We start from the raw sequence: 18,056 nt of genomic DNA on the forward strand, positions 1-18,056 counted from the left end.
TAACATTAACCTAAAACCAAAATGAATGTTCACAAACCAAAATTTCAAATCGCTTAAATGGTGTTTGCTGGTAGCTTTTTTACTGGTAAATATTGTTGTAAATGCACAGGAGAGAAAAGTCACCGGAAAAGTAACTTCCAGCGAAGACTTACTCGGACTTCCCGGTGCTAATGTTTATATCAAAGGAACCTCTGTTGGAGGATCTGCGGATATGGATGGAAACTATAGTGTTATTGTTTCAGAGAAAAACGCTGTCTTAGTTTTTAATTATGTAGGATATCAAACAGTCGAAATTCCGCTGGGGAATAAAACGGTAGTCAATATCAGTTTAAAACCGGATACCAAAAATCTTGACGAAGTAATTGTTGTAGGATACGGAACCCGTAAAAAGAGCGACATTACCGGTTCAGTTTCTTCGGTAACAGCAAAAGAATTAACTGCTTATCCAACATTAAGTGCAGAGCAGGCTTTACAAGGTCGTGCGGCGGGGGTTTCAGTACAATCCAACAATGGTGGTGAACCGGGAGCTCCGGTAAAAATCAGGGTTCGTGGCGGAACATCGATCAATGCCAGCGGAGATGCTCTTATTGTTGTTGACGGTTTTGCAGGAGTAGCCATGCCACAACCCAGTGATATTGCTTCTATCGAGGTGCTAAAAGATGCATCGGCAACCGCCATTTACGGATCAAGAGGATCAAACGGGGTAATCATGGTGACCACCAAAAAAGGGAAACCAGGAAAACCAGTAATTGAATTCAGTAATTCAACATCGGTACAATCTGTAAACAACAAATTAGATTTATTAAACGGAGAGCAGTTTGTAGCCTATAGAAAAAGTTTTACCACACATACTGATGGCGGTGCAAACACAGATTGGCAGGATGTCATTTATCGTGAAGGAATGATTTCAAATACACAATTGTCATTCTCAGGAGGTTCTGATAAAATCAGGTATTATGTTTCGGGAAACTATTTCAATCAAAACGGAGTGGTTATTAATTCAGGAATTGATAAATATACGATCGTGAGTAACCTGGAAGCTGATTTATCTGATAAGTTTAAAGTAGGTTTGAATTTATTTCAAAGCAAACAAAACAAAGAAGGAATTATAAGTCAGACGGGCGCAGGAGGAACTGGTGCTGCGGGCGTAATTGCATCAGCTTACCGATTTATGCCAGACAAAGGAATTTATAATGCTGACGGAAGTTATACTACAACGGCTCCAATTGGGGATGATATTGATAATCCGTATGCAACAGCGATGGAAAATATTCTTGAAACGATTTCAATTGTCAACAGAAGTAATTTCTTTGCATCGTATCAAATTACCAAAGACTTAAATTTTAAAACTACTTTAGGTCTGACCGATAATAATGCTCAAACCGGAAGGTATATTCCATCCACTTTAATTGCAGGAAAAAATATCAAAGGAGAAGCTTCTGTAAACAACACCAGATTTTCTTCTTTCCTGACTGAAAATTATTTGACCTTTAAACGTGAAATTATCAACAAAGGAATACTGACGGTTCTTGGAGGTTACTCTTATCAAAAAAACAAAAACGAACGTGCGTATGCAGCCTCAAGAGGATTCTTGACCAATAGCAACTCTTACCACAATCTGGGCGCCGGAACAGTTTACTTAAAACCCGAATCAAGTTTGTCTGAAACAGAATTGATCTCTGCTTTTGGAAGGCTGAATTTTGATTATGACGATAAATACCTGTTTACCTTTACAGCACGTCGTGACGGTTCATCCAGCTTTAGTGAAAACTACAAATACGGAACTTTTCCTTCCGGAGCAATTGGATGGAATATTAGCAAAGAAAACTTTTTAAAAGACAACAAAACAGTTTCTAATCTTAAACTAAGAGCTAGTTATGGTGCAACGGGAAATCCGTCTATTGATGCCTACTCTACACTTTCTAAATTTGCTGAAGTTTATGATGTAAGTGGTGATGTGATTGTAAATGCGGTACAACTAACTGCAATTAATAACCCGAATTTGAAATGGGAAACTTCCTATCAACAGGATTACGGAATTGATTTAGGATTATTTGATAACAGAATCAACGTTACAGCGGATTATTATAAAACCATTACCAAAGATCTTTTGTTCAACAGACCGTTACCTGGAGTTTCAGGAATCGCATCTCAGCTTCAAAATGTGGGAGAATTAGAAAACAAAGGTTGGGAATTGGGTATCAACACCAAAAACTTTATTGGTGCTGATTTTACCTGGTCAACCAGTTTTAATATTTCTTCGAACAAAAACAAAATATTAAAATTAGCCGATAACAAAGATCTTTTAATCAACTCTACGCCCGGACATTTCCTTGCTACAGATTCTCAGATTTTAAGAGTGGGTCAACCCGTTGGATCGTTCTTTGGTTTTATTTATGATGGCGTAATTCAGCAGGGAGAAACAGTTCTTCCGGGGAATTTTGAGACTATAGCCGGAGGAGAAAAATTCAGAGATGTAAATGGTGACGGAAAATTAGATTCTAACGATAAAACGATTATCGGGAATCCGAATCCTGATTTCATCTTTGGATTCAATAATGATTTCACCTATAAAAACATTGATGTGAATATCTTCTTTCAGGGTTCAGAAGGCAATCAGATTTTAAATTATACTTTAATGGAACTGGCCTCAGGAAACAACAATGCGACTACAGAAGTGCTGGATGCCTGGACACCAACTCACACCGATACAAACGTGCCCATCAATGCTGCAAGAACCAAAAGAGTTACCTCGAGATTTGTGTATGATGCAAGTTACATCCGTTTAAAAAATGTTTCGATCGGATATAGTTTAGACGATAAAATAGTTTCAAAAATGGGATTGAGCAAAGTTCGTTTCTACATCAGTGCGCAAAACATATGGACAATTACCAAATATCCGGGTTCTGATCCTGAGGTAAATTACTTAAATGATAACAATTCCAGAAGTAATACCAATTTAGGATTGGATTATGGAAGTTACCCCAATGTAAGAACCTTCACTTTTGGTTTTAATTTAAAATTCTAGTTTAAAAAATAACGTTATGAAAAAATATATAGCTTTTCTTTTCTTGGGAATATTCGCCTTTGGATGTTCAGATCTAGAAGAACATCCGGTGGGAATTATTCGCCCTGAAAACTTCTTCAAAAATACAGATGACCTGCAAGCGGCTGTAAACGGAAGTTTTGCCAACATTGCCCACAATAATTACTGGGGAAGAGAATTTACAATTGCCCTGATGCTGCGTGATGACATGGCCGACATTGGCGACAGAACCACTCAGGCGGCGCGTATCGATGTAAACGATATGAATATGAACGATACTAATGCACTTGTTGCCAACTTCTGGCCACAGTCGTATATCATTATTGCAGCGGCCAATCAGGCTATTGCGGGTGCTAAAAAAACTCCGGGAGATCCGGCAAAAATAAATGCAATTGTAGCGCAGGCTTATTTTACAAGAGCATTTACCTATTATCATCTGGTACGTATTTTTGGCGATGTTCCCTACATTGATTTCGCCGTAAACGAAGTTTCTCAGGTTGACAAATTAACAAGATCCAAAGAAGCAGAAATCTATCCGAAAATTATTGCCGATTTAGAATTTGCCAAACAATGGCTGGAAGACAAACCAAAAGTAAAAGCAGTTCCCGGAAAAGGTACTGCAGCAGGTTATTTGGCCTCAGTCTATCTGACATTAGGCAATTACCAAAAAGCCTATGACGAAGCAAAATACGTGATCACCAACGAAGCTAAATTTGGTTTGGGTTTAGATGCTGATTTTCAGGATTTATTCAATGCCACAAAGGCATCAACCCTTAAAGAGCCTTTGTTTACCATTGACTTCAATAATCTGGTTTCAGGAAATTACGGTCAGGATTATACCGCTTTTTTTACCGGTTCTTTAAAAGACGACAGTTATAGTTACGGGCAAGGATTTTCTGTTGCCGTTCCTTCTTTAAAAGTATTTAACGACTGGGACAAAAGAGATTACAGAAGAGCTGTAAGTTTTGATACTATTATCAGAAAGAAAACGGGTCCGGGCGGAGCATTACAAATTTATCCTTCAAGTGATAATGAAAAAGCACCACGTCCGCATATTGCCAAGTATTTCCGTTTTCCGGGAAAAGCAGGTGCCAACGGAAGAACTTCTCAACACAACTATATCACGATGCGTTTTGCAGAAGTATTGCTAACTGCTGCCGAAGCCCTGAATGAGATTACTCCGGGAACAACAGAAGCTGATGGTTATGTAAACCGAGTGCGCGCCAGAGCCAGAAACAAAGCCGGAAAATTGGTTTCATTCCCAGCAAATGTAGCGCCGGGATTATCTCAGTCTGATTTTAGAAAAATGGTTATCGATGAAAGAAGATTAGAACTGGCTTTTGAATATGTGAGATGGTACGATATCAAAAGATTGAAAAGCGGACCTGAGGTTTTTGGTCCAAATGGTTTTGAGCCGCACGCTAATTTTAATCCGGAAAAAGATTATTTATTTCCATTACCGGGAACTGAGTTAGCAATCAATCCTAATTTGAAACCGAACAATCCCGGGTATTAAAATAGAGTATAAGATTGTTGGATTATTAGACTCAAAAAAATCTGCTCAATCTGCGTGAAAAATTTAAACCCATAGAAACATAGATCTTATATTTTTAAAAAGAGTTTCTCAAAGATAACTATGTAAAGTGAAGTACCTTTTTAAACTTTCCTAAAAACTATGCTTCTATGTGTTTAAAATTAAAGCCAACGAAATTAAATTCCGTTAAAAAACAATAATAAGTATGAATAAAGTTAGTTTTTTTGCTTTAATTCTGGGTTTTGCACTACTGGCGACAGCGTGCAAATCCGGGATTAATTCTACCACAAAAAATACCGCTGCAACAGCAGAAAACCTTCTGGAAACACGATATAAAATGTTACTCGATTATCCGGTTGATTCGATGTCGATGCCTAGAAGTATGACCATCAAAACAAATGATATTAAGAAAGTTCCCTCACGCGACTGGACAAGCGGATTCTTTGCCGGAAATCTTTGGCAATTGTACCGATTGACAGGCAATGAGGAATATAAAAGACAAGCCGAAAAATGGACGCCTTTCAGTAAAAAAGAAAGCGTAAACAGAAATTCTCATGACGTAGGTTTCAAAGTATATTGTGCTTACGGAGAAGCTTTAAAAGTAGAAAACAAACAAGAATACAAAGACGTCATTATCAAAGGTGCCGAAACATTATGTACTCGTTTTGACGCAAAAGTGGGTGCAATCCGTTCGTGGGATTTCAACAAAGACATTTGGGATTATCCTGTGATCATTGATAACATGATGAATCTCGAATTGCTTTTTGAAGCCACAAAACTATCCGGCAATAAAAAGTATCAGGATATTGCGATTCAGCACGCCAATACAACGCTCAAAAATCAGTTTAGGGACGATCATAGCTGCTACCATGTTATTGATTACAATCCAACAACAGGAGCTGTTAGAAAGAAAACGACACTTCAGGGGTATAATGATGATTCGGTTTGGGCACGCGGACAAGGCTGGGCGGTTTACGGATTTACCATGTCGTACCGATATACCAAAGATCCGGCCTATTTAAAACAAGCCGAAGCAACAGCACAATTTTTTATGACTGATAAAAATCTTCCGGAAGACGGAATTCCGTATTGGGATTTTAGAGATCCTGCTATTCCGAATTCAGCTCTTGATGTTTCTGCCGCAACTGTTATGGCTTCTGCTTTGTACGAATTGTACAGCTACACTAAAAACAAATCTTATCTGGCTTATGCCGATAAAGTAATTGCGACTTTACAATCGGATAAATATATTTTAGACCCAAAAATAAACGCTCCTTTTATATTCGATCATAGTACCGGAAACTGGCCAAAACACGACGAAATCGACGAACCTATTATCTATGCCGACTATTATTTTCTGGAAGCATTGTTGAGAAAAAAGTAAGAAAGACATAAAGGTACTGAGGTTCTAAGGTACTGAGGTTCTAAGTTTTTAAATTAAAGGCTAAAAAGCTTAAAAACCCTGTCCCTTAGAACCTAAATCCCTCAGTACCTAAAAAAATATAATCTATGAAGAACCAACCGTACCACAATAACACACTTCCTATTTTTGCACTTTTTGTTTTTTTTCAAATTTGTCTGAGCAGCAGTTTTGCTCAGACAAAAATGAATATCAATGAAAATTGGCAGTATCTCGAAAATCATACTCCAAATCTTAGCGAAGCACAAAAAGCGACCAACTGGATTTCCTTAAACCTGCCCCATACCTGGAACGCCGAAGATGCAACTGATCTCAATCCGGGTTACAGACGTGATGCCAGCTGGTATCAAAAAAAGCTGAACATTGCACAAATAGATCAAAACCAACGTTATTATATCTATTTTGAAGGATCAAATGTAACTACAAAAGTATATGTAAACGGTAAAGAAGCCGGCGGACATATTGGCGGATACATTGGCTTTACCATCGATATCACCTCTTTTATTAAAGAAGGAAACAACGAAATTTTTGTTAGGGTAGATAACAGTTATGATATCGAAGTTATCCCTTCTCAAAAAAGTGATTTCTTTATTTATGGCGGAATAACCCGCGATGTCTGGTTATTGTCTAAATACAAAAATCATATTGAGAATTTAAAAATTACAACTCCTGAAGTTTCGGCTAAAAAAGCTTCTTTACATATTGTGGCCTCCACAGTAAATCCTGATAATGCCAAAGATTTATCGTTGACCGTTGTTCTTAAAAATCCAAAAGGAAAAAAGATCGCCAGTAAAACAATTCCGGTTTCAGATCAAACAACGACTATCAAATTTGAGAATCTGAAAAACCCTGAATTGTGGGATACTGAAAAGCCAAATTTGTATAAAGTCACTGCCTTTTTATCACAGAAAAATCAAATCAGGGACAGTATAAACGAAAAAGTAGGTTTCAGATGGTTTGAATTTAAAGATCATGGTCCGTTTTACCTGAACGGAAAACGATTGCTTATCAGAGGAACGCATCGTCATGAAGAACAAGCCGGAGTTGGCGCTGCAATGAGCAATGCACAACATCGCGCTGATATGGAATCCATTAAAAAAATGGGAGCCAATTTTGTTCGTCTCGCGCATTATCCTCAAGATCCTGAAATTTACAAAGCCTGCGATGAACTCGGTTTATTGGTTTGGGATGAATTGCCCTGGTGTCGCGGCGGAATTGGCGGTGAACTTTGGCAAACCAATACTAAAAATATGCTGGCCGAAATTATCAACCAAAATTACAATCATCCAAGTATTATTATCTGGTCTTTAGGTAATGAAATGAATTGGCTGCCTGATTTTGCTGACGGAGATAATACTGAAAGAACCAACGTATTTCTGACCGAATTAAACGACATCGCCCATAAAATGGACCCAATGCGAAAAACAGCCATTAGAAAATACTACGAAGGGTCACAAATTGTTGATGTCTTCTCCCCTTCTATCTGGTCTGGATGGTATTCCGGAAGTTATAAAAACTACCAAAAAGCCATTGACGTTTACAAAAAAGAATACAAACATTTTATTCATGCTGAATATGGCGGTGACAGTCACGTAGGGCGTCATAGCGAGAACCCTATTACAGGCGAAAATATTATAAAAGCCGAAGGCTGGGAAGAAGCTATTGTACAAACTAAAGTAGCTAATATTGCGCAAATTGGCGATTGGAGTGAGAATTATATCGTTGATTTATTCGACTGGCATTTGCATATATCCGAGAATGACCCAACGTTCGTGGGTAATGTGCAATGGGCATTTAAGGATTTTGCAACGCCGTTACGTCCCGAAGACGATATCCCGTACATGAATCAAAAAGGACTTGTAGATAGAAACGGAAATCCAAAAGATGCCTATTATGTTTTTAAAAGTTACTGGAGCAATGAGCCTTTTACCTACATCGAATCCCATACCTGGACTGAACGTCAGGGACCTGAAAATACGCCAAGAACATTGAGTGTTTTCAGCAATTGCGACAAGGTTACTTTATTTCATCAGGGGAAATCATTGGGACAAAAACAAAGAAACCTTTCGCTTTATCCCGCAAATGGCTTAACTTGGGATGTCAATTTCATGAAGGGCGAAAATACCCTGATTGCTATTGGAGAAACAAAAAGTGGAAAAAAAGTATCTGATACTATAAAAGTCAATTATCGTTTTAACAAAAATGACACGGCAACATCCTTACAATTGTCATCAGAAAAATTAAAAAACGGAAATTATTTAGTTACAGCAATTGCAATTGATAATAATAATTTACGTTGTTTAGATTATGAGGAAAGTGTTTATTTCCAATGTTTGAAAGGTGGAAAAACCATGAAAAATCAGGGAACGCCGACCGGGAGCGAATCCATAAAAATGGCAAATGGAAAAGCTTCTATTGAAGTAATTCCTGATGGGTCAGGTATTCCGATTGAAATGACGGCTTTAAACCAGAGTTTTAAAGGAGAATATTTAAAGATTGCGAATTAAGTAAATGAGGTTAAATTAATCTCGAAAAGTCGCAAAGTTTGTTGTTTCACGCAGATTTTTTTTAATTAAATCTTCAAAATCAGCGTAAATCTGCGTGAAACAAAATCCTTTTAATCCTGATAATCTGTGGTAAAAAAACTTCTCAGGATTGCGTGAAATAATAAAGACCAACAACTATGAAAAATTCAATCTTTTACACAATAGCTGTAGCACTCACAAGTTTTGCAGGTCACACGCAAGTAACCTTAAATGCTGATGGCCCCGACGGTCTTGGCACTTATGAATTAATTACAAAAGCATTCGCGCCCGGAACGAAAGAGGGTGCTGTTGAAGCTCCGGATGCGATTCACCCAGGTTTTGGTCGTCACATTACGGAAGTTTATGATAACGATCTGAAGAAATACGTTTTTGAATTTCATCTACATGTGAGCAATACACCTCCGGACAATGAACCTGTAAAAAGCAAAACTGACCGGCAGCGTGTCGAAATAAAATCATTCGAACCTTCTCCTGATAATCTGAAGGGAATAAATGGTGAAACGGTGCAATACAAATGGCATTTTAAAATACCGGCAGGATTTAAACCAACTAAGGATTTTACCCATATACATCAGATTAAAGCGGTCGATGGCGATGCGGGCAATCCTTTGTTTACATTAACTTTAAGAAAAATGACGAACGGTTCTAACCAACTCGAACTCATTTATGTGAAGGATGAAGCTACAAAAATGATAAAATACCAAACGGTAGATATGTCTCTGTTTGAAGGAATTTGGGTTGAAGCGACAGAAACTATTAAGGTTGGTAGAAAAGGAACTTATGCCATAACTATAAAAAAAGTGGATGACGGAACTGTTTTAATGAAATACAGCAACTCAAATATTCAAACGATTCGTGCTGATAATTCTTTCATTAGACCGAAATGGGGAATGTATCGCAGTTTGAAAGATATTGCTAATATGAAAGATGAAACAATGCGATTCTCGGATTTTAGCATACAAGAATTAACTACTATATCGGGAAAAGATAATTAGTTATCCAAAATATAAAATGATCAAAATAAATATAAGAATGAAAAAACTAATTACCTTATTACTATTAACAACTGTCTTTATCGGGCACGCACAAAACCTGATTTCAAATGTTCCAAACAGAACCACAACTTCTTTAAACGGTATTTGGAATTATATCATCGATCCTTATCAAACAGGATTCTACAGTTTTCATCTCGATCAGTATGATAAACAGGCAAAGCCATCAAATGGTGCTTTTTTTAATAATTATCATGCCGTAAACAAGCAGGAATTAGTAGAATATGATTTTGATAAATCGCCTGAGATTACAATTCCGGGCGATTGGAATTCGCAGGTTCCGGAACTTAAATATTATGAAGGAAATATTTGGTTCAAGAAATCTTTCGACTATGACTTAAAAGGTAAAAAACGTCTTTTTGTTTATTTTGGAGCCATCAATTATAAGGCGGATGTTTATCTGAACGGCAAAAAACTGGGGACTCATGAAGGCGGATTTACACCATTTAATTATGAAGTAACTTCAATAGTAAAAGCAAAAGACAATTATCTGGTGGTAAAAGTCGACAATACCCGTCATAAAGAAGATGTTCCTACAATCAATACGGATTGGTGGAATTATGGCGGCATAACGCGCGATGTTACCCTTATTGAAGAAAACGAATCGTTTGTTGAAGATTACAACATTCAGCTTAAAAAAGCAAATGCAGCTTTGATTGCAGGTTTCGTAAAAATCAACAATTTCAATTCGGCGCAAAATCAAGTGGCGATTTCGATTCCTGAATTGAAAATCAATTACAAAGGAAAAGTGGGCGCTGACGGAATTTTAAATTTTGAAATTCCTGCTAAGAAAATCTCCTACTGGTCGCCTGAAAATCCAAAATTATATGATGTCGTAATTGATTATAACGGACAAAAACTGAAAGACAATATTGGTTTTAGAACCATTGAAACTCAGGAAGACAAAATTCTATTAAACGGAAAACAAATCTTTTTGCGTGGTATTTCGATTCACGAAGAGAATGCAAAAGGCGGACGTGCCAATTCTGAGCAAGATGCATTGCGTTTATTAAACTGGGCTCAGGAACTGGGCTGCAATTATGTTCGTCTGGCGCATTATCCGCATAACGAAAACATTATCAGAATGGCAGATAAATTAGGATTGATGGTTTGGGAAGAGATTCCGGTGTACTGGACAGTGGAATTCACCAACGCGAAAACCTATAAAAATGCCGAAGAACAATTGACAGCTGCCATAACCCGAGACAAAAACAGGGCTTCTATTATTATCTGGTCGATGGCCAATGAAACTCCAATATCTGATGCCAGAAATACTTTTATCAAAAACTTAGTAGCACATACAAAATCATTAGACACCACCCGATTAATCAGTGCTGCATTATTAACGCACAATGTAAACGGAGTTGGAATGATCGATGACGAAATTGGTAAATCGCTTGACATCATTGCTTTCAACCAATATTTAGGCTGGTACGGAGGTAATTTAGAAAATGCCGAAAAAACGTTTTGGAACACGCCTTACAACAAACCAGTAATCGTTTCTGAATTTGGCGGAGATGCCAAAGCAGGCTTTCACGGAGAAAAAAATGAACGCTGGACAGAGGAATATCAGGAATACCTGTACATTCAGAATTTGAAGATGATCGAAAAAATACCACATCTTAGTGGTTTAAGTCCATGGATTCTGGTAGATTTCAGATCTCCAAAAAGATTGCTTCCCGGAATTCAGGACGGTTACAATCGTAAAGGTTTAATTTCGAATGACGGTGAAAAAAAGAAAGCTTTTTATATCATGCAGAACTGGTACGCCAAAAAGAAAACAGAAAAATAAAAATTAAGTACTATTATCAATTCATTAACAAAAAACAAACTGTAATGATATGTTATTTCTTCATTATTAACTTACTTTGTAGTTATTCTAAAAATTGTAATCATATGAAAAAATTAAGTTTACTGGTAGTTACTTTATTTGCTGCCTTTACAGTTCAAGCTCAGGATGTGGTAAAATTTGCTCCGCTTGATGCAAGTCCGGTTGATATTTCTTATTTCCCTAACAAAGCAGTTAAATTCAAAAAAACGGATACTCCTAATCCTGTTATCAAAGTTACTTATGCAAGACCTTCTGCAAAAGGACGTACCATTTTTGGTGATATCGTAAAGTTTGGTGAAGTTTGGAGAGTTGGTGCGAACGAAAATACAGAAATCAAATTTTACAAAGCAGTCACTATTGGTGGTAAAAATGTTCCTGCCGGTACTTATAGCTTATTTGCTATTCCTGAAAAAGACAAATGGACGATCATCATCAATAAAGAACTTGATTTATGGGGAGGTTATGCTTATGACGAAAGTAAAGATGTTGTAAGGGTTTCAGTTCCAGTAAAACCGGTTTCAACAGTAATAGAAGCATTATCAATTGCTTTTACAACTCAGGGTGCTGTAACTAATCTTGTAATTGGATGGGATAAAACAACTGTTGAAGTTCCGATCACAATTAAATAATTGTTATCCATAAAAATGATATACAAAGAGACACTTAAATCAAATTAGTGTCTCTTTTTTTATATGTATTATTCAAAAAGAATATTTGCCTCAAATAGAAATAATTCCCATCACCATAGCTGTTTTTACAGCTTCGGTCGTATTGGCCACTTTCATTTTCTCTATAATATTTTGTCTGTGTCGGCGAACGGTATAAACTGAAATATTCAGCTGTGCTGCAATTTGCGCACTATTGCTTCCTTTGGCTACAAGGGTCAGTATTTCAAGTTCGCGCTTAGAGAGCAACGTCTGTTGATAATGTTTGTATTTTTCGATCGCAATAACTTCACCCGTTTCAATGTTGACTATTTTACCGTCAATTCCTAAACGGGATTGCGTATCTGCAGACGGCGCATAGAGACATAAGGCCAGCCAGACACTTCCGTTGCTGAAACTTTTCAGGTAAATGGTTCTATGGTTGATATAGGCACAATTCTCAACTGTGTTTTGAGTTCGTATCCTGCTTGATGTACTGTATTTATGGCTGTCCTGATATGGCAGACGTTTGAGATATTCAAAATAATTCAATTCTAAGATGTGGCGTTCGACTAAATCATCGGGATGGATTTTAGTAAAAATACACTCTTCAAAAGCAGAATCAATAACGGAGTTTTCAGAAGGCAATCCGAATACTTTTCCGAAATTACCGGCATAAATATAACTGCAATCCGCCTGAAAGTCAGACAATACTGCAACGCATTGATCAAGGCTCACATAACCTGCTACTAATTGTTTGAATGTTTCTATATCATTGCATTCTTCGATCGAAAATGTCTGTTCTAATAAAGTAGCTGATAATTGATTCCCGACGGATACATTTGACATAAACAGGATTAAAAATGGTTAATTTTACGTATTGTGGCTTTTGGAAAGCAGTGGTATTTTTGATAAACTAAAATATAATTTTTCTATTAAAAAAAAGCATTTTATGAAATCAAAATTTTATGGTCTCTGCATTTTATCAGGATTGACTTTGCTAACGAGTTGTGGGAACAATAACCAAAAAGAAAACAATGCTGCAGCTTCAACAAACAGCACAAAAGTAGATTCTGCCTTTGTCAATGGGATTCCCTGCGATATTAAACTCCCAAATATTCATTTTACAAAATCAGTTAATGGTGCCGATACTTTGGCAAAAGCAGATGCAAATGGTAAAGTAGTCTTCCGCGCAGGCGAAAAGAAGGATTATTTTTCTGATCCCAACGGCGAATTATCCAATAATACTGCTCCTATCCTATTGTCTAAAGTTGATAATACCAAACCCTTTACTTTAATCGCAAAAGTAACGCCTGAATTTACGGAGAAAGGGTTGTACAATGCAGGTGTTCTATATATTTATGTTCATGATAATTTCTATCAGAAATTCTGTTTTGAGCAGGACGAGCGCGGCAATCATCGCGTTGTAACAGTTCGAACCATTGGAACTTCTGATGATAACAATCACGATGTTGTCAAGAGCCCAACAATCTACATGAAAATATCATCTGATACACGTACTGTAGCGAGTTATTATTCTCTGGATAAAAAAAACTGGCAAATGGTTCGTTTGTATCAAAACAATTATCCTGCAACAATATGGATGGGAATTAGCACGCAATGTCCTGTAGATAAAGGAACTCAAAGCGTTTTTGAGGAAATTAGCCTGGATCAGAAAAGTGTTACTGATTTTAGAATGGGGAATTAGTTTTTGAATTAAAACTTTTTAATGCTCTTTCAAACCAAAAAGGCTGTCTAAACAAATAGACAGCCTCTTCTCATTAAACAAAACAAATTAATAAACATCAAAATTTAAATTAAAATGGGTCATTTTTAAGCCTGTTATAATTTCATAAGGTTAGGACTAATAAGCTTTAAGGAATCTTTGGTATATTTCAAATAATTTGAGACAAAATAGTGTTGCAAATTTTTATATGAAAGTAATTTAAAAACAACTTTGCTCATCTTCTACCTGATTAGCAATCAATTATTTTATTAAATTGTATGATTTATAGGATGAAGTTTTGTATTTTTATCTGTAGCAAAATAAATATTATTTAACTAAAATAAAAACTACATGGGAAAATTTGTAATTACTAAAAGAACCAATGGCGAATTCCAATTTAATTTGAAAGCTGGTAATGGCCAAACCATTTTAACCAGCGAAGGTTATACTACAAAAGCAGCTTGTACCAACGGGATTGAATCTGTAAAAACCAATTCTCAGGATGATAGCCGTTTTGACAGAAAAGAAGCTAAAAACGGAAAACCGTATTTTAATTTAAAAGCCAGCAACGGTCAAATTATTGGCTCAAGCGAAATGTATGAAAGTATTTCGGCAAGAGAAAATGGAATTGAATCTGTTAAGAAAAATGCACCGGAAGGAACCATAGATGATCAAACGGTTTAAATTACATTTATAACATAAAAAAGGGGCTGTTTCTTTCAATAGAAATAGCCCTTACTTTTATTGCCCAAAATCACTTTTTAATTGCCTTCACCCCAGCATGTGTCGGAACAACCTCTTTAATTGTCCCATCCTGATTAAACTCCAGTTTGTCTAGGCAAACTTCACGATGAAAACCTCCGGCCTCTCCCATTTTTATGCCTGTTGGGTATGAAAATCGGTGGTAAACAATATACCATTCATCTTTATTGGGTATTTGCAACACTGAATTATGCCCTGTTGCATAAATTCCCTCATTGGGGATTCCTTGTATCACAATATTATTTTCAGGAATCTCAATTGGTCCCAAAGGCGATTTCGAAATTCCGTATCTTACTTTATAATTAGGGCTTCTTGTATCATCCTGGCTCCATAAAAAATAGTATTGCCCGTTTCTGTTCATTACATACGTTCCTTCACGAAAAGTAGCATCTACTTTTATGAGTTTTGTACTTTCTTTTTTAATCGAAAGCATATCAGGATTCAATTCGGCTACAGCCATGTACATATTGCCCCAATACAAATAACTTTTTCCGGTTTCAGGATCTGTAAAAACATCCGGATCAATTTCCTGACCTCCTTTTATACCCTCAGGTTTTGTATCTATCAAAGCTTTCCCGCTGTCAGTAAAAGGTCCGATTGGATTATCCGATGAAGCAACTCCTATTTTTTGAGCTGCGGTGAAATAATAGAAATACTTGTATTTTCCTTTTATTTTTTTCTCTATAATGCAAGGCGCCCAGGCATTTCGATTTGCCCAGCTCACGTCCTTTCTAAGATCCAGAATAATTCCTTCGTCTTTCCAATCCGTTAGATTATCCGATGAGAAAGCTTTGAAATAATTTCCCGACCAGCCATCAAATCCATCACTTGTCGGGTAGATGTAATATTTCTTCGTTTTGTTGGAATATAAAACTTCCGGATCTGCATAATATCCTTCCAGAACCGGATTGTTATTTATTTTCGGGAATTTCTCCGGCGTTCCCCATTTAGCAGTTAGTCTTTTTAATTCAGATCTTGTTATAGGCATGATAGTTCCGTGACGCGGATTAAAATCCATTGCAATATCGTTGTCAATTACGGTGAAGTTTTCAAGATCCTTCGTTTTTGTAAACTGATATTTTCCTTTTGTATACACATCGTACATCAGGATATACTCATCCGAATTGTTGAGTTTGAAAACACTGGAACCTTCAACTTTATCTTTTGTTTGTTGCAGATAATCATCATTTTCAATCCATTTTCCGGAAGTTAGATCCGTTGTCGTCGCTACTTTTATTCCTGCTTTCTCTGTTTCGGTTTTATAAAAAAGATGATAAACACCTTGTTTCTCAATAATATCTCCGTCGATGCAGGCTTTCTCCGATTTTGGTACAAACAACAATTTTGGAGCACTTTCAAGGGCTGTAAAATCTTTATTGGCATAAGCGTAATATATTTTATCCGGACCTCCAGCATATTGCAAACTAAAGTAAACCAAGTACTTTGCTGCTTTAGCATCATAAATAGTCTGCGGTGCCCAAACTCGTTTCAGGTTTTCATTTCCGGGAAAAGCCGTTTGAATGTTGACCACACTACTTTCCCACTTTACAAGATCTGTACTTTTTAGTAAAATCATGGCGCGATTACTGTCCCATCCTTTTGACGAAGTCATATCGGTTAAAACCATATAAAATGTTTTACCATCATCACCACGCAAAATATGCGGATCACGAACACCTCCTGTTGAGCTGATCGTTTTACTGTCAATAACAGGCTGGTTATTATTGAGGTGATAATAATGATAACCATCAGTACTAACGGCGTAACGAACTGCTTCTTCCTCGACTTTATTTCCTGTAAAGTAAACAAACAAATAAGCCGTGAAATCTTTATCGGCAATGACCCGTGGCGTTCCTTTTGGAGGATTCTGAGCTTGTACTAAATTAAAAAGGACTAAAAAGAATGCGAGATTAAAATGTATTTTTCTCATTATTTTTTACTTTTTAATTGATACAAAACTGAACTGTGGGGTTTAAGTGTCGCTGAAATCGCTGCCGACGCAACAGTTGATTTTTCCCCTGTCCATAAATTGGAGACCTGAACTGAACCTGAGATTCCAAGATCAGAAAAATTTACCGAAATATTTTCTGTTGCAGTATCTGAGATATTAAACAACGCCAGATAGACACTACCGTCTTTAGGATTTTTTGAGGTTACGGCAATTTTTGCGTCTTTCTGAAAAAGCTGTTTGACAGCAGTACTTTCGCTGTGCATTTTTACGACCGCTTTATTGGTTAATAATGATAAGGTAAAAGCGTCATTACTGGGTAAATCTCCGCCAAAGAACAAAGGCGATTTAAAAATATTAAAAAAAGTAATCAGTGTGTATTGCTCGTCTTTTGTCAGACGGGACATTCTGTCTTCACCACGTTCTCCTCTTAACGAGATACGCCCTAACGGAATCATATCACAGTCCGGCCATGTTCCCGGTGCAATGTAGGTGTACCATTTTTGAGCTACATTCATCAAATGTGTAATGTGCGGCCAGGTATCCCAAACGTCATCAACCATACGCCACATATTGGCATGTGTGGTTACATGTGGTGCGGCTTGGATAGGAGTTTCACCCGGCGAAGTACTCAGAACAATTTTACGTCCGCATTTGTCAATCGCATTTCTGATCAGGTTAATTTCTCCTTCGTGATACGGTCTTGATAAATCATCAATCTTGATGAAATCTACGCCCCATTGTGCATACAATTCAAATAATGAATCGTAATATTGTTGTGCTCCGGGTTTATCGGCAACGATAGTATAATTGTCTTTTAACCATTCACATTGCAAGGCTGTCGTATAGATTTGATCTGCTGTGATTCCGCTTGCTCCTTTGATTGGCAATTTATCTTCAACCGCTTTTTTAGGAATTCCACGCATAATATGGATTCCGAATTTCAATCCTTTCTTGTGAATATAATCTGCTAAAGGTTTGAATCCCTGTGCGTCTTTGGCTGATGGAAAACGATTTAAAGCCGGCAAATATCTTCCGTACTGATCCATTACATAACGTGGATCTTTCTGATTGTATCCTCCAGCTTTGTCATTTTCTACAAACCATCTGATATCGACCACAATATATTGCCAACCCAATTTTTTTAGGTTTTTTACCATATAATCGGCGTTGGCTTTTACTTCATGTTCTTCGACGGTCGAACCGTAGCAATCCCAGCTATTCCAACCCATTGGCGGTGTTTGTGCCCATTGTTTAAACTCTTCGTTTTTAAAAGTTTTGTTTTGAGCATTGGAAGAAAACGATGCCAAAACGATGACTATTGCCAACGCAATTGTATTTTTTATTTTCATTTTAATACAAATAAATGTGAATACTACATTTGTTAAATATAATAAACTTTTCTTTATAATTAACAATTACTCTGTCTATTAAACAAAAAACAACAGACAAGTTAATTGATACTTTAAAAAATTACGAATTGGTTTTACCAGGCAAGTTGTGTATGTGCCATAAATACGGTTTATCAAATAGTTAATACAGGAAAA

At 36.8% G+C, this 18,056-nt stretch carries 12 protein-coding genes; 9 read left to right on the forward strand and 3 right to left on the reverse strand.

Annotation, left to right across the window (positions count from 1 at the left end):
- The first annotated feature begins 25 nt into the window (after positions 1-25).
- The 7 genes from B0A67_RS05700 to B0A67_RS05730 all read left to right on the forward strand — a co-directional run bounded on the left by B0A67_RS05700 (position 26) and on the right by B0A67_RS05730 (position 12,058).
- The gene (locus B0A67_RS05700) at positions 26-3,028 is read left to right on the forward strand and encodes a SusC/RagA family TonB-linked outer membrane protein (protein ID WP_072962109.1); all 3,003 of its coding nucleotides are present in this window, start codon (positions 26-28) and stop codon (positions 3,026-3,028) included.
- Positions 3,029-3,044: 16 nt separating this feature from the next.
- Positions 3,045-4,562 carry a RagB/SusD family nutrient uptake outer membrane protein gene (locus B0A67_RS05705; RefSeq protein WP_072962113.1) on the forward strand — a complete coding sequence of 506 codons (1,518 nt, stop codon included), beginning with the start codon at positions 3,045-3,047 and terminating at the stop codon, positions 4,560-4,562.
- 223 nt (positions 4,563-4,785) lie between these two features.
- Positions 4,786-5,964 (forward strand): glycoside hydrolase family 88 protein, encoded by a 1,179-nt coding sequence (locus B0A67_RS05710; protein ID WP_072962117.1) that lies wholly within the window; start codon positions 4,786-4,788, stop codon positions 5,962-5,964.
- 125 nt (positions 5,965-6,089) lie between these two features.
- Positions 6,090-8,507, forward strand: coding sequence for a glycoside hydrolase family 2 protein (locus tag B0A67_RS05715; protein ID WP_072962120.1), 2,418 nt, complete (start codon positions 6,090-6,092; stop codon positions 8,505-8,507).
- 176 nt (positions 8,508-8,683) lie between these two features.
- Positions 8,684-9,541: a hypothetical protein gene (locus B0A67_RS05720; protein ID WP_072962123.1), complete on the forward strand. Its 858-nt coding sequence runs from the start codon at positions 8,684-8,686 to the stop codon at positions 9,539-9,541.
- Positions 9,542-9,578: 37 nt separating this feature from the next.
- Positions 9,579-11,390, forward strand: coding sequence for a glycoside hydrolase family 2 protein (locus B0A67_RS05725; protein WP_072962377.1), 1,812 nt, complete (start codon positions 9,579-9,581; stop codon positions 11,388-11,390).
- A 104-nt stretch (positions 11,391-11,494) separates the two neighbouring features.
- Positions 11,495-12,058, forward strand: a complete 564-nt coding sequence (locus B0A67_RS05730) for a DUF2911 domain-containing protein (protein WP_072962126.1) — start codon at positions 11,495-11,497, stop codon at positions 12,056-12,058.
- Positions 12,059-12,148: 90 nt separating this feature from the next.
- Here the strand turns inward: B0A67_RS05730 and B0A67_RS05735 are convergent, their stop codons facing one another.
- Positions 12,149-12,922: a response regulator transcription factor gene (locus B0A67_RS05735; protein WP_072962128.1), complete on the reverse strand. Its 774-nt coding sequence runs from the start codon at positions 12,920-12,922 to the stop codon at positions 12,149-12,151.
- Positions 12,923-13,025: 103 nt separating this feature from the next.
- On the opposite strand from B0A67_RS05735, the gene B0A67_RS05740 reads away from it, so the two are divergent.
- On the forward strand, positions 13,026-13,781 hold the full coding sequence (locus tag B0A67_RS05740; protein WP_072962381.1) for a DUF1349 domain-containing protein: 756 nt from the start codon (positions 13,026-13,028) through the stop codon (positions 13,779-13,781).
- Between the two features lie 369 nt (positions 13,782-14,150).
- Positions 14,151-14,483 carry a YegP family protein gene (locus tag B0A67_RS05745; protein ID WP_072962131.1) on the forward strand — a complete coding sequence of 111 codons (333 nt, stop codon included), beginning with the start codon at positions 14,151-14,153 and terminating at the stop codon, positions 14,481-14,483.
- A gap of 70 nt (positions 14,484-14,553) precedes the next feature.
- Here B0A67_RS05745 and B0A67_RS05750 read toward each other — a convergent pair whose 3' ends face one another.
- Together B0A67_RS05750 and B0A67_RS05755 are read right to left on the reverse strand one after the other, a co-directional pair.
- Positions 14,554-16,491, reverse strand: a complete 1,938-nt coding sequence (locus B0A67_RS05750) for a family 43 glycosylhydrolase (protein ID WP_072962134.1) — start codon at positions 16,489-16,491, stop codon at positions 14,554-14,556.
- Positions 16,491-17,861, reverse strand: a complete 1,371-nt coding sequence (locus tag B0A67_RS05755; protein ID WP_072962137.1) for a glycoside hydrolase family 27 protein — start codon at positions 17,859-17,861, stop codon at positions 16,491-16,493. Before B0A67_RS05755 ends, B0A67_RS05750 begins: the two co-directional genes overlap by 1 nt.
- Positions 17,862-18,056 lie beyond the last annotated feature (195 nt).

This window comes from Flavobacterium aquidurense, assembly GCF_002217195.1.
GTDB lineage: Bacteria > Bacteroidota > Bacteroidia > Flavobacteriales > Flavobacteriaceae > Flavobacterium > Flavobacterium frigidimaris.